At 64.3% G+C, this 24,437-nt stretch carries 21 protein-coding genes; 10 read left to right on the forward strand and 11 right to left on the reverse strand.

Annotation, left to right across the window (positions count from 1 at the left end):
* Positions 1-19: 19 nt before the first annotated feature.
* Positions 20-823 carry an outer membrane protein assembly factor BamD gene (locus YQ44_RS09710; protein WP_071323201.1) on the reverse strand — a complete coding sequence of 268 codons (804 nt, stop codon included), beginning with the start codon at positions 821-823 and terminating at the stop codon, positions 20-22.
* Between the two features lie 89 nt (positions 824-912).
* Between YQ44_RS09710 and YQ44_RS09715 the strand changes: the two genes are divergently transcribed.
* Positions 913-1,938 carry an RluA family pseudouridine synthase gene (locus tag YQ44_RS09715; RefSeq protein ID WP_071323202.1) on the forward strand — a complete coding sequence of 342 codons (1,026 nt, stop codon included), beginning with the start codon at positions 913-915 and terminating at the stop codon, positions 1,936-1,938.
* Positions 1,938-2,723: a peptidoglycan editing factor PgeF gene (pgeF, locus tag YQ44_RS09720; RefSeq protein WP_071323203.1), complete on the forward strand. Its 786-nt coding sequence runs from the start codon at positions 1,938-1,940 to the stop codon at positions 2,721-2,723. The genes YQ44_RS09715 and pgeF overlap by 1 nt, the downstream gene beginning before the upstream one ends.
* A gap of 16 nt (positions 2,724-2,739) precedes the next feature.
* Here pgeF and YQ44_RS09725 read toward each other — a convergent pair whose 3' ends face one another.
* Positions 2,740-2,973 carry a hypothetical protein gene (locus YQ44_RS09725; RefSeq protein ID WP_335589265.1) on the reverse strand — a complete coding sequence of 78 codons (234 nt, stop codon included), beginning with the start codon at positions 2,971-2,973 and terminating at the stop codon, positions 2,740-2,742.
* 238 nt (positions 2,974-3,211) lie between these two features.
* Here YQ44_RS09725 and phaC point away from each other — a divergent pair, with 238 nt between their 5' ends.
* The 4 genes from phaC to YQ44_RS09745 all read left to right on the forward strand — a co-directional run bounded on the left by phaC (position 3,212) and on the right by YQ44_RS09745 (position 8,571).
* Positions 3,212-4,936 carry a class I poly(R)-hydroxyalkanoic acid synthase gene (gene phaC / locus YQ44_RS09730; RefSeq protein ID WP_083411738.1) on the forward strand — a complete coding sequence of 575 codons (1,725 nt, stop codon included), beginning with the start codon at positions 3,212-3,214 and terminating at the stop codon, positions 4,934-4,936.
* Positions 4,937-5,161: 225 nt separating this feature from the next.
* Positions 5,162-5,725, forward strand: a complete 564-nt coding sequence (gene phaR / locus YQ44_RS09735) for a polyhydroxyalkanoate synthesis repressor PhaR (RefSeq protein ID WP_071323205.1) — start codon at positions 5,162-5,164, stop codon at positions 5,723-5,725.
* A 216-nt stretch (positions 5,726-5,941) separates the two neighbouring features.
* Entirely contained in the window at positions 5,942-7,297 is a 1,356-nt protein-coding gene (gene rimO, locus YQ44_RS09740; protein ID WP_171985160.1) for a 30S ribosomal protein S12 methylthiotransferase RimO, read from the forward strand.
* Between the two features lie 107 nt (positions 7,298-7,404).
* A complete protein-coding gene (locus YQ44_RS09745; protein WP_071323207.1) occupies positions 7,405-8,571 on the forward strand; it encodes a cystathionine beta-lyase in 1,167 nt (388 codons plus the stop codon).
* 40 nt (positions 8,572-8,611) lie between these two features.
* Here YQ44_RS09745 and YQ44_RS09750 read toward each other — a convergent pair whose 3' ends face one another.
* A complete protein-coding gene (locus tag YQ44_RS09750) occupies positions 8,612-8,974 on the reverse strand; it encodes a DUF4870 family protein (protein WP_071323208.1) in 363 nt (120 codons plus the stop codon).
* 89 nt (positions 8,975-9,063) lie between these two features.
* Here YQ44_RS09750 and YQ44_RS09755 point away from each other — a divergent pair, with 89 nt between their 5' ends.
* The gene (locus tag YQ44_RS09755; RefSeq protein WP_198043901.1) at positions 9,064-10,959 is read left to right on the forward strand and encodes a serine hydrolase domain-containing protein; all 1,896 of its coding nucleotides are present in this window, start codon (positions 9,064-9,066) and stop codon (positions 10,957-10,959) included.
* A gap of 132 nt (positions 10,960-11,091) precedes the next feature.
* Here the strand turns inward: YQ44_RS09755 and YQ44_RS09760 are convergent, their stop codons facing one another.
* From YQ44_RS09760 to YQ44_RS09790, 7 genes are all read right to left on the reverse strand, one after another.
* Positions 11,092-11,349 (reverse strand): hypothetical protein, encoded by a 258-nt coding sequence (locus tag YQ44_RS09760; protein WP_071323209.1) that lies wholly within the window; start codon positions 11,347-11,349, stop codon positions 11,092-11,094.
* Entirely contained in the window at positions 11,346-12,191 is an 846-nt protein-coding gene (locus YQ44_RS09765; RefSeq protein ID WP_071323210.1) for a DUF692 domain-containing protein, read from the reverse strand. The genes YQ44_RS09760 and YQ44_RS09765 overlap by 4 nt, the downstream gene beginning before the upstream one ends.
* Position 12,192: 1 nt before the next feature.
* Positions 12,193-13,119 carry a TIGR04222 domain-containing membrane protein gene (locus tag YQ44_RS28780; RefSeq protein WP_071323211.1) on the reverse strand — a complete coding sequence of 309 codons (927 nt, stop codon included), beginning with the start codon at positions 13,117-13,119 and terminating at the stop codon, positions 12,193-12,195.
* Complete coding sequence (locus tag YQ44_RS29685) at positions 13,116-13,868, reverse strand: hypothetical protein (protein ID WP_071323212.1); 753 nt, start codon at positions 13,866-13,868, stop codon at positions 13,116-13,118. Before YQ44_RS29685 ends, YQ44_RS28780 begins: the two co-directional genes overlap by 4 nt.
* Before the next feature lie 97 nt (positions 13,869-13,965).
* On the reverse strand, positions 13,966-14,808 hold the full coding sequence (gene serB, locus YQ44_RS09780; protein WP_071326374.1) for a phosphoserine phosphatase SerB: 843 nt from the start codon (positions 14,806-14,808) through the stop codon (positions 13,966-13,968).
* 55 nt (positions 14,809-14,863) lie between these two features.
* The gene (mfd, locus tag YQ44_RS09785; RefSeq protein ID WP_071323213.1) at positions 14,864-18,307 is read right to left on the reverse strand and encodes a transcription-repair coupling factor; all 3,444 of its coding nucleotides are present in this window, start codon (positions 18,305-18,307) and stop codon (positions 14,864-14,866) included.
* A 221-nt stretch (positions 18,308-18,528) separates the two neighbouring features.
* On the reverse strand, positions 18,529-19,461 hold the full coding sequence (locus YQ44_RS09790; protein WP_071323214.1) for a 5'-nucleotidase: 933 nt from the start codon (positions 19,459-19,461) through the stop codon (positions 18,529-18,531).
* A 340-nt stretch (positions 19,462-19,801) separates the two neighbouring features.
* Here YQ44_RS09790 and YQ44_RS09795 point away from each other — a divergent pair, with 340 nt between their 5' ends.
* The 3 genes from YQ44_RS09795 to YQ44_RS09805 all read left to right on the forward strand — a co-directional run bounded on the left by YQ44_RS09795 (position 19,802) and on the right by YQ44_RS09805 (position 23,494).
* Complete coding sequence (locus YQ44_RS09795) at positions 19,802-21,541, forward strand: methyl-accepting chemotaxis protein (RefSeq protein ID WP_071323215.1); 1,740 nt, start codon at positions 19,802-19,804, stop codon at positions 21,539-21,541.
* Between the two features lie 430 nt (positions 21,542-21,971).
* Complete coding sequence (locus YQ44_RS09800; RefSeq protein ID WP_071323216.1) at positions 21,972-22,379, forward strand: hypothetical protein; 408 nt, start codon at positions 21,972-21,974, stop codon at positions 22,377-22,379.
* Between the two features lie 2 nt (positions 22,380-22,381).
* Positions 22,382-23,494 carry a hypothetical protein gene (locus YQ44_RS09805; RefSeq protein WP_071323217.1) on the forward strand — a complete coding sequence of 371 codons (1,113 nt, stop codon included), beginning with the start codon at positions 22,382-22,384 and terminating at the stop codon, positions 23,492-23,494.
* Between the two features lie 15 nt (positions 23,495-23,509).
* On the opposite strand, the gene YQ44_RS09810 is transcribed toward YQ44_RS09805, so the two are convergent.
* Positions 23,510-24,427: a lipase secretion chaperone gene (locus YQ44_RS09810; protein ID WP_071323218.1), complete on the reverse strand. Its 918-nt coding sequence runs from the start codon at positions 24,425-24,427 to the stop codon at positions 23,510-23,512.
* Positions 24,428-24,437 lie beyond the last annotated feature (10 nt).

Here is a 24,437-nt window from a genome sequence, read left to right on the forward strand (position 1 = left end):
AGCCCGGTTTTTTCTTATCTTACTGCCAGAACTTCCACCACTTGCGTTCCTTGTTCACCCCTTCCGGGCTGAGGAATGCCGTGTTCGGGTAGTTCCTGGTCAGCACGCGCAAGGCGTCGTCGCGCAAGTCGGTCAAGCCCAGCTTGTCGTACGAGCGGTACATGATGAACAGCGCTTCCTCGATCGCCGGCGAGGCGGCGAAGTCGCTGATCGTCGTTTGCGCGCGGTTGGCGGCGGCCAGGTAGGCGCCGCGGCGGTAGTAATAGCGCGCCACGTGCACTTCGTATTTCGCCATCGCATCGATCAGATAATTCATGCGGGCCAGCGAATCGGGTGCGTACTTGCTGTTCGGGAACTTATCGACCAGTTGCTTGAAGGCCGCAAACGCTTCGCGCGTGGCCTTCGGGTCGCGCTCGGTCGGATCTTGCTCGTACAGGAAGTTCAGGAAGCTGATCTGGTCGTTAAAGCTGATCAGGCCCCGCAAGTAGTACATATAGTCCACATTGGCGTGGTTCGGATGCAACTTGATGAAGCGTTCGACGGCAGCCAACGCCTGAGCCTGGTCTCCCGACTTATAATACGCGTAAGCGATCTCCATCTGCGCTTGCAGAGCATAGTTGCCGAAAGGATAGTTAGCCTCCAGCTTCTGAAACAGACCGATTGCAGCTTCATAGTGCTGCCCGGACATTTCTTCACGCGCCTCCGAGTATAATTTCGTAACGGACCAGTTTTTGGTCTCATCCACTTTTTCAGGCAACAAGCTGCAAGCGGACATGCCGAGCAGAACGACTGAAGCGACTACCAACGATAATTTTTTTTGCATGACGTTTTGCAAGAAGGTTTTAACCAAGATTTTACAATAGGCTGATTATAGCCGATGGGAATGCTGTGATATTAACTCCGAAGCCTAATTTGGCTGACCCCGCGTTTGACTCCCTTTCTGACCATGGTAGCGAAGAGGCGTTTGACGGCGATTTTGCCGCCGACGACGTCTTCGAGGAAATGGCCCCGATTACACTGGAACTGACGCCGGACGCCTGCGGCCACCGCCTCGATAAAGTCATTTCCAAGCTGGTGCCGCAATATTCGCGCAGCCGCTTGCAATTGTGGCTGGAAGCCGGTTTCGTGACCGTGGACGGAAAAGTTGCCAAACGCAACATGACCGCCTATGGCGATGAAAAGATCGTCATTCTGCCGCAAAGCGCGCCGGAAGACGAGGCTTTTAAGCCGGAAGCGATGGAATTGAACATCGTGCACGAGGATGAGCATATCATCGTGATCAACAAACCGGCCGGACTGGTCGTGCATCCGGGCCCCGGCAACTGGTCGGGCACCCTGCTCAACGGCCTGCTGCACCACTGCCCGCAACTGGCGGGCGTGCCGCGCGCCGGCATCGTGCACCGCCTGGACAAGGATACGAGCGGCCTGATGGTGGTCGGCAAGACGCTTGCCTCGCAGACGGACCTCGTGCGCCAGTTGCAGGCGCGCACCGTCAAGCGCGAGTATTTCGCGCTGGTGTGGGGCACGCCGAAGGCGGCGGGCACCATCGACGCCTCCATCGCGCGCCACCCGCGCGACCGCGTCAAGATGGCCGTGTCGGAAAATTTCACGGCCAAGCCCGCCATCACGCACTATGAATTGATCGGCAGCGGCGAACTCGACCGCCGTCCCGTGAGCCTGATGCAGTGCCGCCTGGAAACAGGCCGCACCCACCAGATCCGCGTGCACATGCAGCACCTGGGCTTTGCGCTGGTCGGTGATTATGTGTACGGCAAGCAGCACCTGGTGTCCGTGTTCTCGCGCCAGGCGCTGCAGGCGCGCCGCCTGGGCCTCGTGCATCCGGGCACGCTGGAAGCGTGCGAGTGGATCGTACCGCTGGCCGATGACTTCGCGGAACTGATCGCCACCGCCGGCATTCCCGAGCCGGAACAGGTCTGATGACGGCACCGTTGTCTTGCCTGATTCCCCATTGGCCCGGCTTGCCCGCGAACGTGGGCGCGCTGGCGACCGTGCGCGCGGGCGGCGTCAGCCTGGGGCCATACGGTGACGGGCAGGGCGGCGGTGGCTTGAACCTGGGCACGCACGTGGGCGATGAGCCCGCGCACGTGGCGGCCAACCGCGCGCGGCTGGCCGCCATGCTGCCGTCACAACCGGCCTGGCTGTCGCAGGTGCATGGCGTGGCCGTGGCCGATGCTGGCAAGCTCGACGGTTGCGTGCCCGATGCCGATGCCAGCATCGCCACGCAGGCGGGTGCCGTATGCGTGGTGATGACGGCCGATTGCCTGCCGGTGCTGTTCAGCTCAAGCGATGGCCTCGTCGTCGGCGCGGCCCATGCGGGCTGGCGCGGCCTGGCCAACGGCGTCTTGCAGCGCACGGTGGAGCGCATGCGCGCGCAGGGCGCGACGGACATCCTCGCCTGGCTGGGGCCGGCCATTGGCCCCCAGCAATTCGAGGTGGGGCACGACGTGCTGCAGGCGTTTCGCGACGGCGCGCGCGACGCTGCCGAGCGACAAGTGCTGTCCGATGCGTTCAGCGCCATCGCTGGCAAGTCGGGCAAGTACCTGGCCGATATCTATGGCCTGGCGCGCACCATGCTGCTGCGCGATGGCGTGGCGCAGGTGGCGGGAGGGGAATACTGCACCGTCAGCGATGCGGCGCAGTTTTATTCGTACCGGCGCGATGGCGTCACGGGAAGACAGGCCAGCTTGATCTGGCGCAAATAATCTGCACGGCAGACACTTATGTGTCTGCCGTTTTTGTTTTATCGTCTGCTGAGGCAAGGGCGCGCGCGTGCTGTTCGGCGATGCGCGCCGCCTTGCGTTTGCGTCGCCGCGAGCCCGTCAGATAGAATAGGATGGACAGGGGGATGGCACAGTACAGCACGAAGGTCATCACCCCGGCGACGATGGACGGTTCCGTCAGCGCCATGAGGCCGACGACGTAGATCCAGGCAACAGCGGTCATGAGCATCATGAGTATTGACAGTCGGTAAGAGTTTGCATGCAGTTGATCCAAAAAGTATTTATTCTTCGACGACGTTTTCACGCCTGATAAAACCGTAGCGAGCGGAAGGGAGAGGTTGCCAAGACGCGCAACCGTACGACTGTACGGTGAGCATCGCAGGCCGCCCATGCCGACGCACAGTCGGTTTTGTTCGGCGTTCTCAATTCTTGAATGGACTTATATAGCTATGAATATGCCCGATCCTCAAATGATGACCAAAGAATGGATGGCGCAGATCAGCAATCCTGAGCAGTGGAAGACATGGTTCAACATGGTACCGCAGCCTTCCAGCAATCCGATTGCCGGCATTTTGCAGGATGCGGGCGCCAGCATCAAGCCGGAAGCGATCGAGCAACTGAAAAACGCCTACGTGGCCAAGCTGACGGGCTTGTGGGCTGACTTTATGGCCGGCAAGACGCCGGAACTGAAAGACCGCCGCTTTGCCGCGCCCGCCTGGCATGCGAGCCCCTTGTCGGCCTTCAATGCGGCCGCGTATTTGCTGAACGCCGAATTCCTCACCGCCATGGCCGAGGCCGTGGAAGCGACGCCGCATCAGAAGCAAAAGATTGCATTCGCCGTGCAGCAAATCGTCGACGCCATGTCGCCCGCCAATTTCCTCGCCACCAATCCCGACGCCCAGCAAACCCTGATCGAGACCAAGGGCGAGAGCCTGGCCAAGGGCTTGAGCAACATGCTGGCCGACATGCAGAAGGGCCGCATCTCGCAATCCGACGAATCGGCGTTCGAGGTGGGCCGCAACGTGGCGACCACGCCGGGCACGGTGGTGTTTGAAAATGCGCTGTTCCAGCTGATCCAGTACACGCCGACGACCGCCACGGTACACCAGCGGCCCCTGTTGATGGTGCCGCCGTGCATCAATAAATTCTATATCCTTGACTTGCAGCCGGAAAACTCGCTCGTGCGCTACGCGGTGGAGCAGGGCAACACCGTGTTCCTCATGTCGTGGCGCAATCCGGACCTGAGCATGCAGCACCTGACGTGGGACGATTACGTGGAGCAGGGCGTGATCGCCGCCATACGGGTGGCGCAGGAGGTGTCGGGCCAGGACAAGCTGAATATGTTCGGCTTTTGCGTGGGCGGCACCATCGTCTCGACGGCGCTGGCCGTGCTCAAGGCGCGCGGCGAGAATCCGGCCGCCAGCCTGACGCTGCTGACGACCTTCCTCGACTTCTGCGACACGGGCGCGCTCGATGTCTTTATCGACGAGCCGCAAGTGGCGTTGCGCGAGCAGACGCTGGCCAAGGGCGGCCTGATGTCGGGCCGCGACCTGGGCAGCACGTTCTCCAGCCTGCGGCCGAACGACCTCGTGTGGAATTACGTGCAGTCGAATTACCTGAAGGGCAAGGAACCGCCCGCGTTTGATTTGCTGTACTGGAATGGCGACGGCACGGGCTTGCCGGGCCCCATGTTCTGCTGGTATTTGCGCAATACTTACCTGGAAAACAGCTTGAAAGTGCCGGGCAAGCTGACCGTGGCCGGCGAGAAAATCGACCTCAGCAGCATCGACGCGCCCGCCTTCATCTATGGCTCGCGCGAAGACCATATCGTGCCCTGGGGCGCGGCCTATGCCAGCACGGCCTTGCTGAACCCGAAGAAGCCGAAGGCCAACCGTTTTATTCTGGGCGCTTCGGGCCATATCGCCGGCGTGATCAATCCCGCCTCGAAGAAAAAGCGCAGTTACTGGAGCAATGACGCAGGCAAAGGCGCCCGCACGGCGAAGGCCAAGCCCCTGAGTGCCGAGCAATGGCTGCAAGGCGCCACCGAGCACGTGGGCAGCTGGTGGCCGGAATGGGCGGCTTTCCTGGCGGAACACGGCGGCGCCCAGGTGAAGGCGCCAGGCAAGCCCGGCAATAAACGCCACGCGGCAATCGAGCCGGCGCCGGGGCGGTATGTTAAAGTCAGGGCGGACTAGGATTGCAAGTCCTGCCGGCAGGCAAGGCCGCAGTGAACTGTGGTCTTGTCAAGAACCTACTTTTAGTTGCGTTGCAATAAATGTGGGAATCTTCGCTCCGAATGTGCAATGTAGCCATTTTCCACTCTATAATGGAAAACGTAGGCAGGTGCGAAAGCGGACCCACGTTCGCTTTTTTTTCGGATTAACTCAGTATGCGCTGCGGCGCAATAAGTGGAACTTGTGATGAGTAGTGCAAAAAAAAGTATAGACCGCCTGATTAAAAAATACCCCAACCGCCGTCTGTACGACACGCAAACCAGTTCCTACATCACCTTGACGGACGTCAAGCAGCTGGTGTTGGACAATGAGGAATTCACGGTGGTCGATGCCAAGTCCAGTGAAGACTTGACGCGTAGCATCTTGCTGCAGATCATTTTGGAAGAAGAGGCCAGCGGCGTGCCGATGTTCTCCAGCGGCGTGTTGTCGCAGATCATCCGCTACTATGGCCACGCCATGCAGGGCATGATGGGGTCCTACCTGGAAAAGAACGTGCAAGCGTTCACCGATATCCAGCACAAGTTCACGGGCACCTCGGCCGGCAGCTTCGAAGGCAAGCCATTCAGCCCGGAAATGTGGACCCAGTTCATGAATGTCCAGGGTCCAATGATGCAAGGCATGATGAACAACTATATCGACCAGAGCAAGAGCCTGTTCGTGCAGATGCAGGAGCAGATGCAGAGCCAGAGCAAGAACCTGTTCGGTACCTTCCCGTTCGTGCCGCCAGTCCCGCCAACAGACAAGAAATAATCATCAGATGCTGGCGTATGGGGGGTGTTGCTGCCCATACGCCTCATTTGCGTGTGTTTTTGATATCAAATCAGCGTCATTCACAGCATAGTTCTGCCAGCAAGGGGCGGCTCGGGGTACAATAGCCGATTCGCCTCACCATTTTACTAGCTGCCAACTATGTCTGAAATTCACCGTATTCCCGTTCCTTCCGCCCAGCCCGAGGCCATGCTGGCCATGCCAGGTGCGGCACCGAAAGTGGGCTTTGTCTCGCTCGGCTGCCCGAAAGCGCTGGTCGATTCCGAACAAATCCTGACCCAACTGCGCGCCGAAGGTTACGAAACGGCGAAATCCTACGCTGGCGCCGATCTGGTGATCGTCAATACCTGCGGTTTCATCGATGCTGCCGTGCAAGAGTCGCTCGACGCCATCGGCGAAGCGCTGGCCGAAAACGGCAAGGTCATCGTGACCGGCTGCCTGGGCGCCAAGAAAGATGCTGCCGGCGACGACATCATCATGAAGGTGCACCCGAAAGTGCTGTCCGTCACGGGCCCGCACGCGCTGGCGGAAGTGATGGATTCCGTGCATTTTCACTTGCCGAAACCGCATGCGCCATTCCTCGACCTGGTGCCGCCGCAAGGCGTCAAGCTGACGCCGAAGCACTATGCCTACCTGAAAATTTCCGAGGGCTGCAACCACCGCTGCAGCTTCTGCATCATCCCATCGATGCGCGGCGACCTGGTCTCGCGCCCGATCGGCGAATTGATGATCGAAGCGGAAAACCTGTTCAAGGCCGGCGTCAAGGAATTGCTGGTCATTTCGCAAGACACCTCGGCGTATGGCGTGGATGTGAAATTCCGCTCCGGCTTCTGGAATGGCCGTCCCATCAAGACCCACATGACGCAGCTGACGGAAGCGCTGGGCGAGCTGGCCAAGTCCTACGGCGCCTGGGTGCGCTTGCACTATGTGTATCCGTACCCGCACGTGGACCAGATCATCCCGATGATGAGCGGCGGCCACATCCTGCCATACCTCGACATCCCGATGCAGCATGCGCATCCTGACGTGCTGAAACGCATGAAGCGCCCGGCCAGCGGCGAGAAAAACCTGGACCGCATCCAGGCCTGGCGCGCCATCAACCCGGATCTCACCATCCGCTCGACCTTCATCGCTGGTTTCCCAGGCGAAACGGAAGCGGAATTCGAGTACTTGCTCGACTTCCTCAAGGAAGCGCAGATCGACCGCCTGGGCTGCTTCGCGTATTCGCCCGTCGAAGGCGCGACGGCCAACGCCATCGCCAACCCCGTGCCGGAAGAATTGCGCGAAGAGCGCCGCGGCCGCGTCATGTTGCTGCAGGAAGAAATCTCGAAAAAACGCCTGCAAGCCAAGGTCGGCAAGACCGTGCGCGTGCTCATCGATGAAGTCACCCGTTCGGGCGGCGTGGGCCGTTCGTCCGCCGACGCGCCGGAAATCGATGGCGTCGTCTACGTCAAGCCGCCGTTCGAGCCGCACCGCAAGCTGGCGGTGGGCCAGTTCGTCGACGTGACCATCACCTCGGCCGACGCGCACGACCTGTGGGGCGCCGCCGAGTAAGCAGGTGTAACAGTCGTACGGCGTACAGGGCGCAAAGCCCTTACAATCAAGGCGGACCAGCAATTGCTGGCCCGCCTTTTTATTTGCCCACGCACGTAGCCGACGCCATGACCACACCAAAATCCCCGCAGACCGCGCTGATCCACAGCGATTACCAGGCGCCGCAAGGCTTTGCCGCGTTTCCGAATGCCATCCATCACGCGTCGACCGTGCTGTTCAAGGACGTGGCGGCCATGCGCTCGGGCGACTGGAAAGAGAAGAACGCCTACACCTACGGCCTGCACGGCACGCCCACCACGTTCACCCTGGAAGCGCGGCTGGCCGAGATCGAAGGCGGCACGCACTGCCTGCTGGCGCCGTCGGGCCTGGCGGCCATCGCCATGGCGGACTTTGCCTTGTTGAAGACGGGCGATGATGTATTGCTGCCGGAAAACATCTACAACCCGAACCGCGAGCTGGGGCGCTGGCTGGCGCACGATTTCGGCATCACGGCCCGCTATTACGATCCGCTCATCGGCGCCGGCATCGCGGCCCTGATCCAGGACAATACCAAGCTCATCTGGACGGAAGCGCCGGGTTCCGTGACCATGGAAGTGCCGGATCTGCCCGCCATCTGCGCGGCCGCCCATGCGCGCAGCGTGCTGGTCGCCCTCGACAACACCTGGTCGGCCGGCCTGGCCCTGCGCGGTTTCGACCTGGGCGTGGACATCATCATGCAGGCGCTGACGAAATACCAGTCGGGCGGCTCGGATGTGCTGATGGGGGCCCTGATCACGCGCGAGCGCGCGCTGCACGAGCGCCTGGCGCAGGCGCACATGCGTCTGGGCATGGGCGTGGGCGCGGACGACGCCTACCTGGTGCTGCGCGGCTTGCCCACCATGAAGCTGCGCTTCGACGCCCACGACGCGGGCGCGCGCACGGTGGCCGCCTGGCTCAAGGGCAGGGGCGAGATCGCCACGGTGCTGCATCCGGCGTTCGCCGATTGTCCGGGCCACGCCATCTGGCAGCGCGACTTCACGGGCGCGGGCGGCCTGTTTTCCGTGCTGTTCGATCCCCGCTACACGGAGGCGCAGACGGACCGCTTCGTCGATGCCTTGCAGTTGTTCAAGATCGGCTACAGCTGGGGCGGCGCCAACAGCCTGGTGATGCCCTACCGTATCGCCGCCATGCGCAAGGGCTGGCAGCTGCCGGGCCAGCTGGTGCGGCTGAACGTGGGACTGGAAGATCCGCAGGACTTGATCGCCGATATCGAACGGGCGTTCGCGGCGATGTAATGGAAGGGCGGCAGGCGGGGGCGCCTGCCGCGAACGCGCCCTACATGGGCACGGGGGTATTGTTGTTCAGATCGAGGAAGCCGCGCAGCAGGCGGTAGGCTTTCCACAGCCATGCCACGCCCCAGACGACGAAGGCCAGCGGAATGCCGATGATGGTGATCCACAGCACGGCGCCGACGACGATCCAGGCCACATACCACCAGAAGGAACGGATCATCCAGCTGTGATGGCTGTATACAAAGGTCCCGGCCGCTTCATCGCGCTTCACGTAATTGATGATGAGCGGAATGAAGGAAAAGGCGCCCAGCGAAAACACGAAGCTGGCGCCATGTATCAGGTACAACCACCAGGCCAAATTCTTGGTCTGCTGGAGTTTGCTATCGAGAATAATCTCTTGTGACATGGAGTCTCCCTTGCTTGGTCAGGTTTTTATTGTAGCAAGCAATGTTGGCACGGGGGGCGATCCATGCATGGAAAAGGCGGAATGAATTGGTGAAATCAGATACGACGACGATGGCCGCGCGCGCGCGCCGGTGGCTGCGGCGCGCCTTGCCGGCGCTGCTGCTGTGCGGCGCCGCGCAGGCGGGCATGCTTTCCGCTGCCCATGCCGCCGGCGGCACGCTGCAGGCCGATATGGCGGCCGGCTTGCAGGACGAGGCGCTGGCAGGCGCCGTGTGGAGTGAAATCCTGCCCGACGGGAGCATGCGCATGGGCGCGGCCGGCTTGCGCGATGCGGCCAGCAAGGCGCCCATGCAGGCGGACACGCGCGTGCAGGTGGGCTCCGTGGCCAAGGTGGCGCTGGCGCTCGGCGTGTTGCGCCTGATCAGCGAAGACAAACTCACGCTCGACACGCCCGTGCAGCAGGTGCTGCCCGAGCTGGCCCTGAAAAACCCGTGGCAGGCCAGCGACCCCGTGCGCATCCGCCACTTGCTGGCGCATACGTCCGGTCTGGACAATGTGCGCTTCTGGCAGGCGTTCAGCCTGAAACCGGCGCCGGATACGCCGCTGGCGGCCGCGTTTGACGGCGGTGGCGGCCTGCTGCGCGTGCGCGCCCGTCCCGGCAGCCGCTATGCGTATTCGAACATGGGCTATGGCTTGCTGGGCATGGTGATCGAGAAAATCACGGGCCAGCCATACGAGCGCTATCTCGATGCGCAGCTGCTGCAGCCGCTGGGCATGACGGACAGCACGTTTACCTTTGTCACGCAAATGAGCACGCAGGCGGGAACGCAGGCCGACCCGCGCCTGGCCATGGGCCACTTCGAACGCGGCGTGGCGCAGGCGGTCGTGCCCCAGTACCTGCGCCCGGCCACGCAGTTCACCACGACGGCGGCCGACATGGGCAAGCTGGCGCAATTCCTGATGGGCGACGGCCAGCTGCAGGGCAGGCAGTTCATCGACCTGGCCCTGTTGGGCGCCTTGTCGGAGCCGGCCGGCACGGACGCGGCGCAGGCGGCCCTGGAAACGGGGCATGGCCTGGCGCTGGCCGTGCGCGACCGCCACAATGTGGTGGGCGCCTGCCATCCGGGGACGGGCGTGGGTTTCCGCGCCATGCTGTGCATCTACCCGGAACAGAAAAGCGCGTTTTTCGTGGCCTTCAACACGGATGCGGAGCAAGCCGATTACGAACGCTTCAACCGCCTGCTGCTGCGCGACCTGGGCTTGCCGCTGCGGGCGCCGGCCGCGCGCGTCATCCCCGCGCCCACGGTGGAAAATTGGCAAGGCGTGTATGTGCCGTCGCCCAGCCCCATGGCCAGCATGGCCTGGGTCGACGCCGTCTTCGGCTTCACGCGCCTGAAATGGGATGGCGAATCGCTGTTCCTGATTCCATTCCAGGGCGAGCCGAAGGAGCTGGAACCGGTGGGCGGCTTCCTGTTCCGCGCCAGCGACCGCAGCGCGCCGTCGCACGTGCTGCTGCAGGAAGAGGGCCGGCATGTGCTCAGCGACGGCTTGCGCAGCTATGAGCGGGCGTCGATGCTGCGCATGCTGGTGTTGTGGGGCAGCCTGGCGCTGGGCGCGGCGGGCTTGCTGTACGTGCTGCTGGCGGGCCTGTATCGCGCCGCGCGCCGCACCCTGGGACGTGGCGATCACCTGTTTGCGCCGCTGCTGTCGTTGCTGTCGCTGGCCTTGCCGCTGCCATTTTATTTCTTCCAGTCCTGGCTGCGCCTGGGCGACGTGACGGTGGCCAGTGTGCTGCTGGCGCTGGCCACGGGCGCGCTGCCGCTGGCGATGGCCTTTGGCCTGGCGCGCTGCTGGCGCAGCCGTGGCACGGCGGCGGAGGCGGGCACCCTGGAAAAATGGGACTGGGTCGCCTTGCTGGCGGCCCTGCAACTGCTGCTGGTGCTGGCCTGGTGGGGCTTGCTGCCGCTGCGCATGTGGCAGCTGTAGGGGGACAGACGGCAAGTCTGTCCGACTGCAAGCCTGTCCGACTGCAAGTCTGTCCGACGGCAAGTCTGCCCGATTGTAGGCCTGTCCTGCGGTCAGTCTGTCGGTCTGCCAGCTTGTCCGTCTGTCCGCCGGTCAGATCCAGCCTGCCAGCAGGCGGCGCCACCAGCGTTGCGCCGGCCTGGCCTGGGTCCCATGTCCGGCGCGCTTGGCGCGATAGCTGGCCGCCGCCATCTGCAGGCCGATGCGGTCCATCGCCGCCATCGCGTCCGCTTCCTGCGCCGACAAGCCATGCAGCAGCGCTTGCGCATGCGGTGCCAGCAGAAAGGCGCGGCGCAAGGCGTCGTCCGTGTACAGCTGCGCCAGGTAGGTTTCCAGCGCGGGGGAGCTCATGCGTTTCGCCCCGCGCGCAAGGCTGCGCGCGCCAGTGCCAGCTGGTCCAGCACATGCGCGAACGACGGGTAATTGCCGTCGCGTTCGACGATCACCGTCAGCGGCTGTGGCGCATGGCGCGCCAGCAGGGTCAGTAAATCGAAGACGGCGGGCGGCACGTCGTGCAGATGGTCGTCCAGCAAGCGCCTGCCCGCGCCGTCCGGCTGCGCCACCCAGTGGCCGCCGCTCAGGTGCACGGCGCCGACCCTGGCCAGGGGCAGGCGCAGCAACAGCTCTTCCGGCGCCTCGCCAAAATTGACGGCGTTCGCATACAGGTTGTGCAGGTCGAGCAGCAGCGGCACTTGCGCGCCGTCGACGATCTGCGCCAGCCATGCCGCTTCGTCCATCGTGCTGGCCGGCGGCTGGACCAGGGTGGCGATGTTTTCCATCAGCGGCGCGCTGCCGACGATGCGCGTGGCCAGCGCGATATTGGCGATTGCGCCGGCGGCGCTGTGCGGCGTGCGCGGCGGCGCCGCCAGGTGGCCGATTTCGACGCCGCCGGCGCGCACAAAACTCAGATGCTCGGACCACGATTCGGCTTGCACCTGCCGCATCAGGCGCGCCATCGCGTGCAGGCGGCGCGGATCGGCGGGTATCGTCGACGCCAGTCCCATGCCGACGCCGTGCAGGCTCAGCGGGACCTGGCGCGCCAGGCTGCACAGCGCGGCGATGCCGGCGCGCGAGGCGCGGTAATAGTCGTCGGCGATCACTTCCAGCACGTCGATGTGCGCCAGACTCGACAGGATGCCGGCAGCCAGTTCGCCGCGCCAGCCCAGACCGACGCGGTCCGGTGCTACCGCCATGCTAGCTGCCACAGCCGCCGCCACCGCCGCACCCGCCACAGCCGCTGCCGCACGACGAACCGCCGCCATCGCCGCCCGATGAAGAGTCGCCGGAACTCGAACTGCCCGATGCACTGTCGCTGCCGCCGTTGCCGGACCGTGGCGCCGGATACAGTTCGGCGATATACGTGTACACGGACAGCGGCAAGGCGCCGATGCCGAAGATGGCGGCCAGCAGCGCCATGTCGGCGCTGCCGTCGCCCGCCTTCAGGCGCGACGAACGCATGTTCAGCCGACCAAACAGCATGCGCAGGTCTGCCAGCAGCCGCTGCGCGCTCCAGCTGGACCGCCGGTTGCGCAGGCCGCGCAAGATCAGCAGGAAGAGCGCCAGCAGCAACGCCAGGAACAGCAGGTTGTAATGCCCGTTGGCGATGGCGACGATGGCCTTGATGGCGGCCACCGCCAGCAGCAGGTAGTGCGCGATCCCGGTGATGCGCGCGCGCCGGCGCAGCAGCGGCGGCCCGACCAGCAATTCCTGCTGCGTCAAGCTATCCAGGTAGGCGCGGCACGCTGGCAGCGTCGCGGCCTGCACGGCCAGTTCCCTGCTGTGGCCCTGGCGGCCCAGGAAGAGCCGCAGCACGTCGCGCTCGATGTCATGGCTGGCGAATCGCAGGCTGTCGGCGCTGGCCGTGGCCAGCAGCGGCCCTTCGGCGCGCAGCAAGCCGCGGTCGACCAGCACGATGGCGGCGATCTTCACGGCTTCGAGCGCGCCGCCGCGCAGGAAGGCGATACGGTAGGGATCCTCGGCGAGCGTCAGCTGGGCATGCGGATTGCGCAGTTCCTGGCGCATCAGCAGCTCGCGCACGAGGTACAGCACGAGCACGCCGAAGAGCAGGTAGGCGAGCAGGAACCACGGCCCGCTCCAGTAAAACGGATTGAGGCCGTTCACCGCATCTGCTCCGCGTGCTCGCGCAGGCGTTCGGTAATGGCCATCAGGCCGGTAAAGGCGGGCAGGGCCTGCCCCGGCGCCAGGCGCGCCGTTTCGCGCGCCGTCGACATGGCTTGCAAGGCCGCGTGCAAGGCCGGGTCGCCCAGCCCGTCGACAAACGCTTCGAGCGCCTGCTTGCCGGACAACGGCGCCAGGCCGTCCAGCTGCGCCAGCGATGCGGCGGCCGAGCGCAGGGGGCCGGCGGCGTCGGCGATGGCGCCGGCCAGCTGTTCCTCGTTCAGGCTGAGGAGCAGGTAGCGTTCGCGCATGCGCAGCTGCTGGTTCAGCAGCACCTGCCGCAGGCGGCGCAGCACGGCGTCGCGGCTGGTGTGCAGGCTGGCGAAAGGATCGGCGCCATGCAGCACCTGGTGGCGCGCGATGATGTCGGCGAACTTGACGGCGAAGGCGTCGGCCGCCTCCGCCAATTCGCTCTCGAGCAGGAACATCACCTGCAGATCGATGGCGGCGTGCGCCATGCGCAAGGGCCCGCGCAGCGCATCGGCCGCTGGCGGCGCAAAGCGCTTGAGCAGCAACAGCAGGTTGACGTCGGACGTGGCGCGCAACTGGCCGTCCGCGGCCGAGCCAAACAGCACGGCGGCGGCGAGGTCCGCGCCGAAGGCGTGGTGCGCGGCGGCGACAAACAACGCCAGGTGGCGTTCTATCTCTTCTGGCAACGATGGCGGCATGCGGTGTTCTTTCACGGTGGACAAGCTCGGTATGCACAAGTTTGCAATATAGCAAAAATATGCAGCCGCCCGCTGCCTTGCCATCTGCCGCCAGCCCAGGCCAACTCAGGCCGGCACCAGCTCAGCTCAATACATTGAGCAAGCCATCGAGGCCGACAAAGTTCAGCGCCACGTCGGCCTGCGAGCGCACGACGGGCTTGGCGCGGAAGGCCACGGACAGGCCGGCGATGCCCATCATCTTCAAATCGTTGGCGCCGTCGCCCATGACGATGGCCTCGGACGGGGAAATGCCCATCTCCTTGCACACGCGTTCCACCGTGCGCTGTTTTTCCCCGGCGTCGACGATGCCGCCCAATACCTTGCCCGTCAGCTTGCCGTCGACGATTTCCAGTTCGTTCGCGTGCGTGTAGTCGAGGCCCAGGCGTTCCTTCAGGCGTTCCGTGAAGAAGGTGAAGCCGCCCGACACCAGCAGGGTTTTCAGGCCCGCCTTCTGCACGGCCGCCAGCATGGTTTCCGCGCCGGGCGACAGTTTCAGGCGCTCGTCGTAGACGCGCTGCAGGGCGGACGCATCGAGGCCTTCGAGCAGGGCCACGCGCTGCGTCAGGCTGGCGGCAAAATCGAGCTCGCCGCGCATGGCCGCTTCCGTGATGGCCGCCACTTGCGGCTTCAAGCCTTGCATGTCGGCGATTTCATCGATGCATTCGATGGTGATCAGGGTCGAATCCATGTCCATCGCCACCAGCTTGAACTCGGCGAGTTCACGCTGACCCATCATGTAGGTGGCGTCCAGCTGCGCCGCCTGCGCCGCCACTTCGATGGTGGGGCGCAGCGCGGGCGAATAGGCGATCTTTTCGCAGCGCACGGCGTTCGGCCCCAGGCGCGTGATGGACGTCGGCGCGGCCAGCGCGGCGATGCGCTCGAGGCGGGCGCTGTCGCCGTCCAGGCCCTGCAGGATCAGATTCATGGTGATGGTCTTGGTATTGGTCATGGGTCAGCCCTGCATAAATGGTATGAATAGTCTAAACCGTCAATTGCTTGATGGTGGTCTTGATCTGCGTCACGCGCGCGGCCAGGTCCGGCATGGCGGCCGTGATTTTCAGCTTGTCCTGGCCATGCAGCTTGATGTGGCGGTTTTTCTGGATCAACTCGATGATGCGCATCGGGTCGATGGGCGGCTTGGCCATGAATTGCAGGGTGGCCGCCTCGCCATGCACGTCGATCTTGACGATGCCCACGGTCTTGGCCGCGATGCGCAGGCGGTGCGTCTCGATCAGCGCCTTCACCGGGTCGGGCAGCTTGCCGAAGCGGTCGATCAGCTCTTCCTGGATATCGTCGATCTTGTCCTGCGTGGCGCAGTTGGCCAGCCGCTTGTAGATCGACAGGCGTTCGTGCACGTCGCCGCAGAAATCGGCCGGCAGCAGGGCCGGCACGTGCAGGTTGATTTCCGTCGTCGACGCCAGCGGCGCCGCCAGGTCCGGCTCCTTGCCGGCCTTCAGCGAACGCACGGCTTCGTTGAGCATGTCCGAATACAGCTGGAAGCCGATCTCCGTCATCTCGCCCGACTGGCTCTCGCCCAGCACCTCGCCGGCGCCGCGGATTTCCAGGTCGTGCATGGCCAGGTAAAAGCCGCTGCCCAGCTCTTCCATCTGCTGGATGGCGTCCAGGCGGCGCTGCGCCAGTTTTGTCAGGCCCTGCACATCGTGCACGAGCAGGTAGGCGTAGGCCTGGTGATGCGAGCGGCCCACGCGGCCGCGCAGCTGGTGCAGCTGCGCCAGGCCGAACTTGTCGGCGCGGTGCATGATGATGGTGTTCGCCGTCGGCACGTCGATGCCCGTCTCGATGATGGTCGTGCACAGCAAAATGTTGAAACGCTGGGCGACGAAGTCGCGCATGACCTTTTCCAGGTCGCGCTCGTGCATCTGGCCGTGCGCCACGGCGATGCGCGCCTCGGGCAGCAGTTCCGTCAGCATGGCCAGGCGGTTCTGGATGGTTTCCACCTCGTTGTGCAGGAAGTAGATCTGGCCGCCCCGTTTCAGTTCGCGCAAGCATGCTTCGCGGATGATGGCTTCGCCTTCGCTGCGCACAAAGGTCTTGATGGCCAGGCGCTTTTGCGGCGCCGTGGCGATGATGGAAAAGTCGCGCAAGCCTTCCAGCGCCATGCCCAGCGTGCGCGGGATCGGCGTGGCCGTCAGCGTCAGCACGTCCACTTCCGCGCGCAGCGCTTTCAGCGCTTCCTTCTGGCGCACGCCAAACCTGTGTTCCTCGTCGATGATGACCAGGCCCAGTCGGGTAAACTTCACATCGTCCGACAGCAGTTTGTGCGTGCCGATGACGATGTCGATGGTGCCGTCGGCCATGCCCTTGAACGCCTGCGTGATCTCCTTGCCGGTGCGGAAGCGCGACAGCTCGGCGATGCGCACGGGCCAGTCGGCGAAGCGGTCGGCGAAGGTTTGCGCATGCTGTTCGGCCAGCAGGGTGGTGGGCGCCAGGATGGCCACCTGCTTGCCGCCCATGACGGCGATGAAGGCGGCGCGCAGCGCCACTTCCGTCTTGCCGAAGCCGACGTCGCCGCACACGAGGCGGTCCATCGGCTTGCCCGAGGTCATGTCCTTGATGACGTTATTGATGGCCTCGGCCTGGTCCGGCGTCTCGTCGAAGCCGAAGCTGTCGGCGAAGCGCTGGTAGTCGTGCGCCGAGAATTCGAACGAGTGGCCCTGGCGCAGCGCGCGGCGCGCATACAGGTTGAGCAGCTCGGCGGCCGTGTCGCGCACCTGTTCGGCCGCGCGTTTTTTCGCCTTTTCCCACTGGCCCGAACCGAGCGAGTGCAGCGGCGCGTCTTCCGGCGAGGCGCCCGAATAGCGCGAGATCACATGCAGCTGCGACACGGGCACGTACAGCTTGGTGTCCTTGGCGTATTCCAGGTGCAAAAATTCCGTTTCGCCTTCGCCCAGATCCATGCTGGTCAGGCCCATGTAGCGCCCGATGCCGTGGTTGATGTGCACCACCGGGTCGCCGATCTTCAGCTCCGACAGGTCGCGCACCATCGACTCGACCTGCGTCACGCCTTCCTGTTTCTTCGTGCCGACGCGGCGGCCGGAACCGGCATACAGTTCCGTCTCCGTGATGAAGGATAAATTACCTTCCGGCGTGAACAGTTCGAAGCCCGCGTGCAGCGGCGCCACGCCCAGCATCAGCTTGGCGTCGGATTGCAAAAAGCCGTCGCAGCCTTCCACCGGCGTCAGGTGCAAATCGTATTCGGTGAAGTACTGCTGCAGGGTTTCGCGGCGGCCATTCGATTCGGCGCAGATCATCACGCGGCGGCCCGATTGCAGCAGGTAGCTGCGCAGGTTGGCCAGCGGATCGTCGGCGCGGCGGTTGACGGCGATGTTCGGTACGGGCGCCGACAGTTCGGACGCCAGCGCATCGTTGGACTTCGTGATGGCCAGGCGCGGATACGGCTTGGCCAGGCCGAAGAACTGTTCATCCGAGAGGAACAGCGCTTCGGGCGCCAGGATGGGCCGCTCGCGGTCCGCCTTTAAAAAGCGGTAGCGCGACTGCGTATCGGTCCAGAAGCGCCCGATGGCGGCGTCGATGTCGCCCACCAGGGCCAGCGAGGCGTCGGGCGGCAGGTAATCGAAGAGGGTGGCCGTCTGCTCGAAGAACAGGGGCAGGTAGTATTCGATGCCGGCCGAGGCGATGCCGCTGCTGATGTCCTTGTAGACGACCGAGCGCGAAGGGTCGCCTTCGAACTGCTCGCGCCAGCGGTTGCGGAAGGTGGTGCGCGCCGCCTCGTCCATGGGGAATTCGCGCCCCGGCAGCAGCCGCACTTCGTGCACGGGATACAGCGAACGCTGGGTGTCGGCGTCGAAGGTGCGGATGGTCTCGATGGTGTCGCCGAACAGGTCGAGCCGGTAGGGCAGGGCCGAGCCCATGGGGAACAGGTCGAGCAGGCCGCCGCGCACCGAGTATTCGCCGGGCGACATCACTTGCGAGACGTGGCTGTAGCCGGCCAGGGTCAGCTGCGACTTCAACCGCGCCTCGTCGAGCTTTTCGCCCTTCTTGAAGAAGAAGGTGTAGGCGGCCAGGAAGGATGGCGGCGCCAGGCGCACCAGCGCCGTGGTGGCCGGCACGATCAGCACGTCGCACTGGCGGTTGCCGATTTCGTGCAGGGTGGCCAGGCGTTCGGACACTAGGTCCTGGTGCGGCGAAAAGGCGTCGTAGGGCAGGGTTTCCCAGTCCGGCAGCAGGTGGCAGCGCAGTTCCTTGCCGCCAAACCAAGGGATTTCATCGAGCAGGCGCTGGCCGTCGCTGGCCTGCGCCACCACCACGGCCAGCATCTGGCCGCGCGCCTTCAATGCCAGCGCGGCCAATGCCAGCGCATAGGCGTCGGATGAACCATACAGGGCGGGCAGCGCAAAGCGGCTGCCGGGCTTGGGGAGGGATTTTGTTAAGTCTAAGGACATGCAGGCGACGACGCTAGTGGCAGAGGCAGTTGAGTGGGACGGCTGTGGTGCGCGCAGCGCCGCCAGTGACGGCGCCGACAGGCAAGATTATAGACCATCGCCTCTATCCCCGCGCTTGAGAAAACCGTCGCGAGCGGCAGTGATTCGTGGCCAGGAAGCGCAAGCGTACTTTCGTGCGGTGAACATCGCAGGCCGCATAGCGCGACGCGCAGCAGGTTTGATCAGGCGCGGGCATTGGCGATGCCGAACGGGACATGCACCATCGGTATCGTGCCGCCCGCCGATTTCAGATGGCTCATCTGGTCATCGAAGAAGATATGCGGCTTGAACACGGCCAGCACGCGCGACTTGTCCATGCCGCCGAGGAAAAACGTCTCGTCGGCCGCCACGCCCCAGCTTTTCAGCGTCGTCACGACGCGCTCGTGCGACGGGGCGTTGCGCGCCGTGATGATGGCGATGCGCAGCAGCTTCTTGTAGCCGGGGTCGCGCCGCTGCGCCTTTTCCTCCAGGCGCTGCATGGTGGCCAGCTTCTGGAACAGGTCGGCCAGCGGACCGGGGCGGTGCGGCGTGCCCACGTTCAGGGTTTCGTGGGCGTGGAATTCATCGACGTCGTTGTTGCGCTTGAACACGGTTTCCGCTTCGTCGTCGGCGATCACGCCGTCGAAATCGAAGGCCACGCGCAGCTCTTCGTCGCTGACATCGTCTTCCGTGCGCGACGGCAGCACCAGGCCGGCAGGGTAGCCGCAGTCCAGCGCGCTGCGCACGTCGTCTTCATTGGCGCTGAGGAACAGCGACGCGTTGAAGGCGGGCAGGTAGGGATACGGCGACTGGCCCGTCATGAAGGCGGCGCGCGAGATGTCGAGGCCGTAATGGGCGATCGAGTGCATGACGCGCAAGCCCGTTTCCGGCGAATTGCGCGAAAACAGCACCACTTCCACGGGCGACTGGCGCGGATAGTGCTTGTTGATGTTCAGGAAGCGGCGGATGAAGGGGAAGGCCACGCCCCGCGGCAGCACCTCGGTTATATGCGCTTCCTGGTACTTGCGGTATTCCTCGGGGCCGCTGTCGAGGTAGACCTGGTGCGACTCGGACAGGTCGAACAGCGCGCTCGAGGCGACGCCGATGACCAGCTTGTGTTCGATAGGATAAGCCATGGTGTGCCTGTTGTTTGCTTGTTGACCATCTTATACGACTATTAACTGCGTAGCCAATAGCGGCACGCCGCGATTTTTTGCACCAAAGCGGGGCGTCGGATGAATTTTTGATGCCACTGTGCAAGGTGCGCCACAGTCAGGAAATAAATATTGTCTTGTATCAAGTATGTAACAGTCAGCGCCCGCATTTTCCACTATGCTTCCTCTTATGAAATCTCGCCAATTGTAACGAAGCGTACGCCCCATCCCCGCCACCTTTATACAAGTGTCAGCTGTTTTACTCGAACATGCCAGCCCCAACCTCGCCAGCAGTTATCGTGACTTTATAAAGGACCTAGCCATGTTTAAGAATTTACTGATCAAATGGAAGTTGGCGACGCTCGTCGCCGTGATGATGGCGGCGCTGCTGGTGGTGGGCATCTGCGGCTATACGGGCATCGCCACCGTGGGCGATGCCGTCAATGAAATCGGCGTGGTGCGCCTGCCGTCGATCCAGGGCTTGCTGATGATTAACGAAGGCCAGACGGCCGTCGCCGCCGCCACCCTGACGGCGGCCATCTATGAAAACAATTACCAGGCACAGGACAAGTTCGCGGAAGCGCTGCAGCTGCGCACCAAGGCCTGGACGAATATCGAGGCGGGACGCAAGCTGTACGAGCCGCTGCCGCAGACGCCCGAGGAAGCCGTGCTGTGGAAGCGCTTCCTGGACGAGTGGACGGCCTGGAAGGCGGACGACGACAAGGTGCGCGCCATCCTGCGCCAGCTGGCCGACAACCGCGACGAACAGCAGCAAAAGACCCTGTTCGTGGCGTTCTACAAGCAATACCAGGATTCGCGCAGCCTGTTCAGCAAGGCCGAGGGCAGCCTGAACGAAATCATCAAGCTCAATAACGGCGTGGCCGAGGCCAGCGTGACGGCGGGCGGCGCGGCCGTGGTCCGCTCGGAAAGCCTGATGCTGATCCTGGCGCTGCTGGCGTCGGCCGTGGGCATCGCCTGCGCCGCCTACATCACGCGCGCCATCACGCAACCGATCAACTCGGCCGTGAAAGTGGCGCAGACGGTGGCCTCGGGCGACCTGACCAGCCATATCGACGTGCAGACGACGGAAGAAACGGGCCAGCTGCTGCAGGCCCTCAAAGACATGAACACGAGCCTGGTGAGCATCGTCGGCCAGGTGCGCAGCGGGACGGACACCATCGCCACGGCCTCGTCGCAGATCGCCAGCGGCAACCTGGACCTGTCTTCGCGCACGGAAGAGCAGGCCAGCTCGCTGGAAGAGACGGCGTCGTCGATGGAAGAACTGACCTCCACCGTGCGCCAGAACGCCGACAACGCCCAGCAAGCGAACCAGCTGGCGCGCAGCGCCTCGGGCGTGGCCGTCAAGGGCGGCGAGGTGGTGGGCAAGGTGGTCGAGACCATGGATGCTATCAACGAATCGTCGCGCAAGATCGTCGACATCATTTCCGTCATCGACGGCATCGCCTTCCAGACGAATATCCTGGCCTTGAACGCGGCCGTGGAAGCGGCGCGCGCGGGCGAGCAGGGGCGCGGCTTTGCCGTCGTGGCGACGGAAGTGCGTAATCTGGCCCAAAGATCGGCTGGCGCAGCGAAAGAAATCAAGACCCTGATCGGCGACTCCGTCGTGGCGGTGGACGCGGGCAGCAAGCTGGTGGCCGAGGCGGGCAGCACGATGGCGGAAATCGTTTCCAGTGTGCAGCGCGTGACGGACATCATGGCGGAAATCAGCCTGGCCACGCAGGAGCAAAGCTCGGGCATCGACCAGATCAACCAGGCCATCGGCCAGATGGACCAGGTGACGCAGCAGAATGCGGCCCTGGTGGAAGAGGCGGCCGCCGCGGCCGAATCGTTGCAGGAACAGTCGGGCCAGCTGGCCGGCGTGGTCAGCGTCTTCAAGCTTGACGGCATGCAGGCAGCGCCGGCGCGCGTGGCGGCGACGGCGAGCAAGCCGCGCGTCGTGGCGGCGCCCGTGCGCGCGGCCGCGAAACCGCGTCCCGTGCTGCGCGCCGTGCCGTCCGGGCACAAGAACGCATCGCGCGATGACGAGTGGGAAGTATTCTGATCGTGGGATAGGGTGACGGCGGCCTTGCCGCCTGCCCGATACCGGACGGCCGCCTTGCGCGGCCGTTTTTTGTGGCCGCGCCACATGCCGGCATGGCGCCGGCGCTGTTTTCTTTGCGCGCGCTCAAAGCCGTGGCGCAGGAAGGGGATTGAATAGGCAGTTCAGGCCAACCATCCCGGGTATTCCGGTCGTTGCTGTCTTGCGCCGGCGTCTGCACAGACGCCATGCCCCCATGGTTGTCGCCGACAGGTCCGGCTGATCAGGCACAGCTGCAACGATTCCCATCTCCCTGCTCCAGCACAAGCGGTCGCGGTCGCGTCTGGGCATGCCTATGGGGCGTTATTTGGCCGGCAAGCCACCGATCACGGCGGCCCGGCATTCATCGATCGCATGCAAACCAACGAGAGGAGGGCGCGCCATGAGCCTAGCCATGATAGATTTCAGTACCCGAAACTGGGTCGATATTCCAGCCGACACGCGTCGCATCCAGGTGCAGTTGCTCGCCAAGCCCCCGGTGGGCGCCAATCTCAAGATCGTCATTTTCAGCAGGGAAATTTCCGAGTCCTCCGAATGGGAGAAGATCGGCGCCTCGTTCCTGGACAACCTGGCCCATACGCCCGACGTGCAATCGACCTCGTTTCCCGTCAAGCCAAGGCGCTACTATTCGTTCAAGGTACAGGGCGAGGCGCACCTGCTGATGCCGCAGGTGGACAAGCTGCGCGTGGGGTTGTCGGTCCTGGCCGATGATGACGAGCTGTTCGACTACGGCTCTCCTCAGGCGATCGACGGCAATGCGGCGGGATTGATCGGCGTCACCTATCTGCAACTGGTGAACTAGCCATGCGGCCCTTTCTGGCGTATGGCATGCCGCTGTGCCTGTGCCTGTGCTGTGCCAGCGCGGCCGCGGAAAAAATGTCGCTCGGCAGCCTGCTGCAGAAAGCCGTGGTCGACATGCCGGCGACGACGGCGCCCGCCGCCTTCCTGTTGGGCGCTTCGGGGCAGCAGGTGCCGCGCCTGTCGACTTTCCGCGAATTCGGCACGCAGATTGCGCGGGCTTACGATGAAAACGGGGAACTGGCCAATGCGGTGGCGGCTGAAATCGCGCCCAGCCTGGTGCTGGGGCATACCAGCTGGGATGGCATCGTGCACAGCTGGCCTACCCGCGTACTGTCGCGCACCACGGTATCGTTTGCCACCAAGGTGGGGGAAAACAATGGCGCCAAGCAAACGGCGCTGGGCCTGCAGTCCGTCCTGTATTCGCGCGAAATGGATGGCGTGTTGCTGGTGGCGGCCGACGACCGGTGTCGGGGCGCCGCCCGTTCCTTCGACGACAGCGCGCCGCCCCTGGCGCCGCCGGGTAATGCGCCGGGGGCGCCGTCGGCCGCCGTGTCGATGTCCGCAGAAGTCCAGGCGGGCATTGAAAAGTGCCAGGAAGAAATTACAGGCATCCTGAGCAAATGGAACCAGACCATGCTGGCTTTCGGCGCGGGCCGGGTCTTTTCCTCCGGCGATGCGCCCGACGCCAGTGCCGCGGATGCCTCGGCCTATTGGCTGACGGGAAGCTATGGAGGCGATCTTGGCAAAGAAAGGCTCGATACCGGCAAGCGGCTCGGTTACCTGCTGACGGCGCACGTCCGGCACACGCGCAATGCGGCCATGAAAGACATCGCGGGCAATGACATTCTGGCCCGCCAGCGCGTCGCCGGGCTCAATTTACGCTATGGCAATCCACGTCTGGCGGGCATTGCCGAGTATTCCATTCTCAGGAGCAGTGCGCCCGGCTTGATTCTCGATGATCGCAAGCGCGCATTGCTTGGCCTGGAATACAAGGTGGCTGACGGCATGTATCTGACCCTGGGCGTGTCCAGTGACAGGCAAGCAGGGCAAAGCAAGCGTTCGATGCTGGCCAATGTTAACTGGGGGATCGCCAAGTCATCCGTCATCTTTCCCTAACGGGCGTGGCCACCTTCATTCGTAGGCGCCCAGCCTGCGCTGTTCGTCCGGCGTGAAACTGGCGTCGCGCAGCTGCTGTACGGCCGTCGCGTCCTGCGCGCCGCCGGGCAGGCTGGCCTTTTGCGCCTGATAGGCGATGATGCGCTGCTGCCATTGCGATTCTTCGCGGTCCAGCTCGGCCAGGCGCGCCGCCGCCGCCGGCGTGAACGTGCTGGCGCGCAGGCGGTAGACTTCATTCTCGCCGCCGCCCTGGGCCCGCAGCGCCTGCACCGAGGCGTCCAGCTTGGTCACCTGCAGCGGCGCGTCGCGCGCGGCGCGCTGGGCCGGCGACAGGTGCTGGTCCAGCGCCGCCAGTTTCGCCTGGCGCTGCGCCTCGTCCAGCGTGGCGTCGCCGAGTATCGTCATGCGCGCCACGGCATCGTCGTCATACGCGTCGCTGGCGCCGAACAGGCCCGCGCTTTCCTGCGCCGTAAAATAATTGCCGCGCAAGGCACGCATGGCTTGCAGCCGCGCGCGGGCCGCCATGGCGGGGTCGGCTTGCGCGGGCAGGGCCTGTTCCGCGCCGGCCAGCGCCTGCCTGTAGTCGAGGTAAGCGCCCAGCAGGCGCTTCGCTTCGCGCGCGGGGACGGGCGCCAGGCGCTGGTCCAGCTCCGCCTCGATCTGGTTGCGGATGGCGGCCAGCGGCTTTTCGCCGAGGCCCGCCAGGTAATAGTCGAACAGGTGGCCCAGTTCCGCGTCGACCACCAGCTTGTCGCCGGCGGCCACCGTCACGTTGCCGTCGGGCCGCGTGCCTTCCATCGAGCGCACGAACGCAAACAGGTCCGGCTCGGCCTTTTCCGGCGGCGGGGCCGGCGGCTCGCCCGGCCGCAGCGCCAGATACAGGGCCAGGGCCGCCACGCCGCCCGTCATCATCCATTTCGCGTTCGTGCGCATCGCCGTCTCC

The sequence above is a fragment of the Janthinobacterium sp. 1_2014MBL_MicDiv genome, assembly GCF_001865675.1.
Classification (GTDB): Bacteria; Pseudomonadota; Gammaproteobacteria; order Burkholderiales; family Burkholderiaceae_D; genus Janthinobacterium.

Excerpts from the sequence above, each read along its gene's own strand:
- serB (WP_071326374.1), bottom strand. The coding sequence starts at position 14,808 with ATGAATCTGATCCTGCAGGGCCTGGACGGCGACAGCGCCCGCCTCGAG.
- phaR (WP_071323205.1), top strand. The coding sequence starts at position 5,162 with ATGAGTAGTGCAAAAAAAAGTATAGACCGCCTGATTAAAAAATACCCC.
- YQ44_RS09800 (WP_071323216.1), top strand. The coding sequence starts at position 21,972 with ATGATAGATTTCAGTACCCGAAACTGGGTCGATATTCCAGCCGACACG.
- YQ44_RS09790 (WP_071323214.1), bottom strand. The coding sequence starts at position 19,461 with ATGGCTTATCCTATCGAACACAAGCTGGTCATCGGCGTCGCCTCGAGC.
- pgeF (WP_071323203.1), top strand. The coding sequence starts at position 1,938 with ATGACGGCACCGTTGTCTTGCCTGATTCCCCATTGGCCCGGCTTGCCC.
- phaC (WP_083411738.1), top strand. The coding sequence starts at position 3,212 with ATGATGACCAAAGAATGGATGGCGCAGATCAGCAATCCTGAGCAGTGG.
- mfd (WP_071323213.1), bottom strand. The coding sequence starts at position 18,307 with ATGTCCTTAGACTTAACAAAATCCCTCCCCAAGCCCGGCAGCCGCTTT.
- YQ44_RS09750 (WP_071323208.1), bottom strand. The coding sequence starts at position 8,974 with ATGTCACAAGAGATTATTCTCGATAGCAAACTCCAGCAGACCAAGAAT.
- YQ44_RS09710 (WP_071323201.1), bottom strand. The coding sequence starts at position 823 with ATGCAAAAAAAATTATCGTTGGTAGTCGCTTCAGTCGTTCTGCTCGGC.
- YQ44_RS09810 (WP_071323218.1), bottom strand. The coding sequence starts at position 24,427 with ATGCGCACGAACGCGAAATGGATGATGACGGGCGGCGTGGCGGCCCTG.
- YQ44_RS09760 (WP_071323209.1), bottom strand. The coding sequence starts at position 11,349 with ATGAGCTCCCCCGCGCTGGAAACCTACCTGGCGCAGCTGTACACGGAC.
- YQ44_RS09725 (WP_335589265.1), bottom strand. The coding sequence starts at position 2,973 with ATGATGCTCATGACCGCTGTTGCCTGGATCTACGTCGTCGGCCTCATG.
- rimO (WP_171985160.1), top strand. The coding sequence starts at position 5,942 with ATGCCAGGTGCGGCACCGAAAGTGGGCTTTGTCTCGCTCGGCTGCCCG.
- YQ44_RS09765 (WP_071323210.1), bottom strand. The coding sequence starts at position 12,191 with ATGGCGGTAGCACCGGACCGCGTCGGTCTGGGCTGGCGCGGCGAACTG.
- YQ44_RS09795 (WP_071323215.1), top strand. The coding sequence starts at position 19,802 with ATGTTTAAGAATTTACTGATCAAATGGAAGTTGGCGACGCTCGTCGCC.
- YQ44_RS09745 (WP_071323207.1), top strand. The coding sequence starts at position 7,405 with ATGACCACACCAAAATCCCCGCAGACCGCGCTGATCCACAGCGATTAC.
- YQ44_RS09805 (WP_071323217.1), top strand. The coding sequence starts at position 22,382 with ATGCGGCCCTTTCTGGCGTATGGCATGCCGCTGTGCCTGTGCCTGTGC.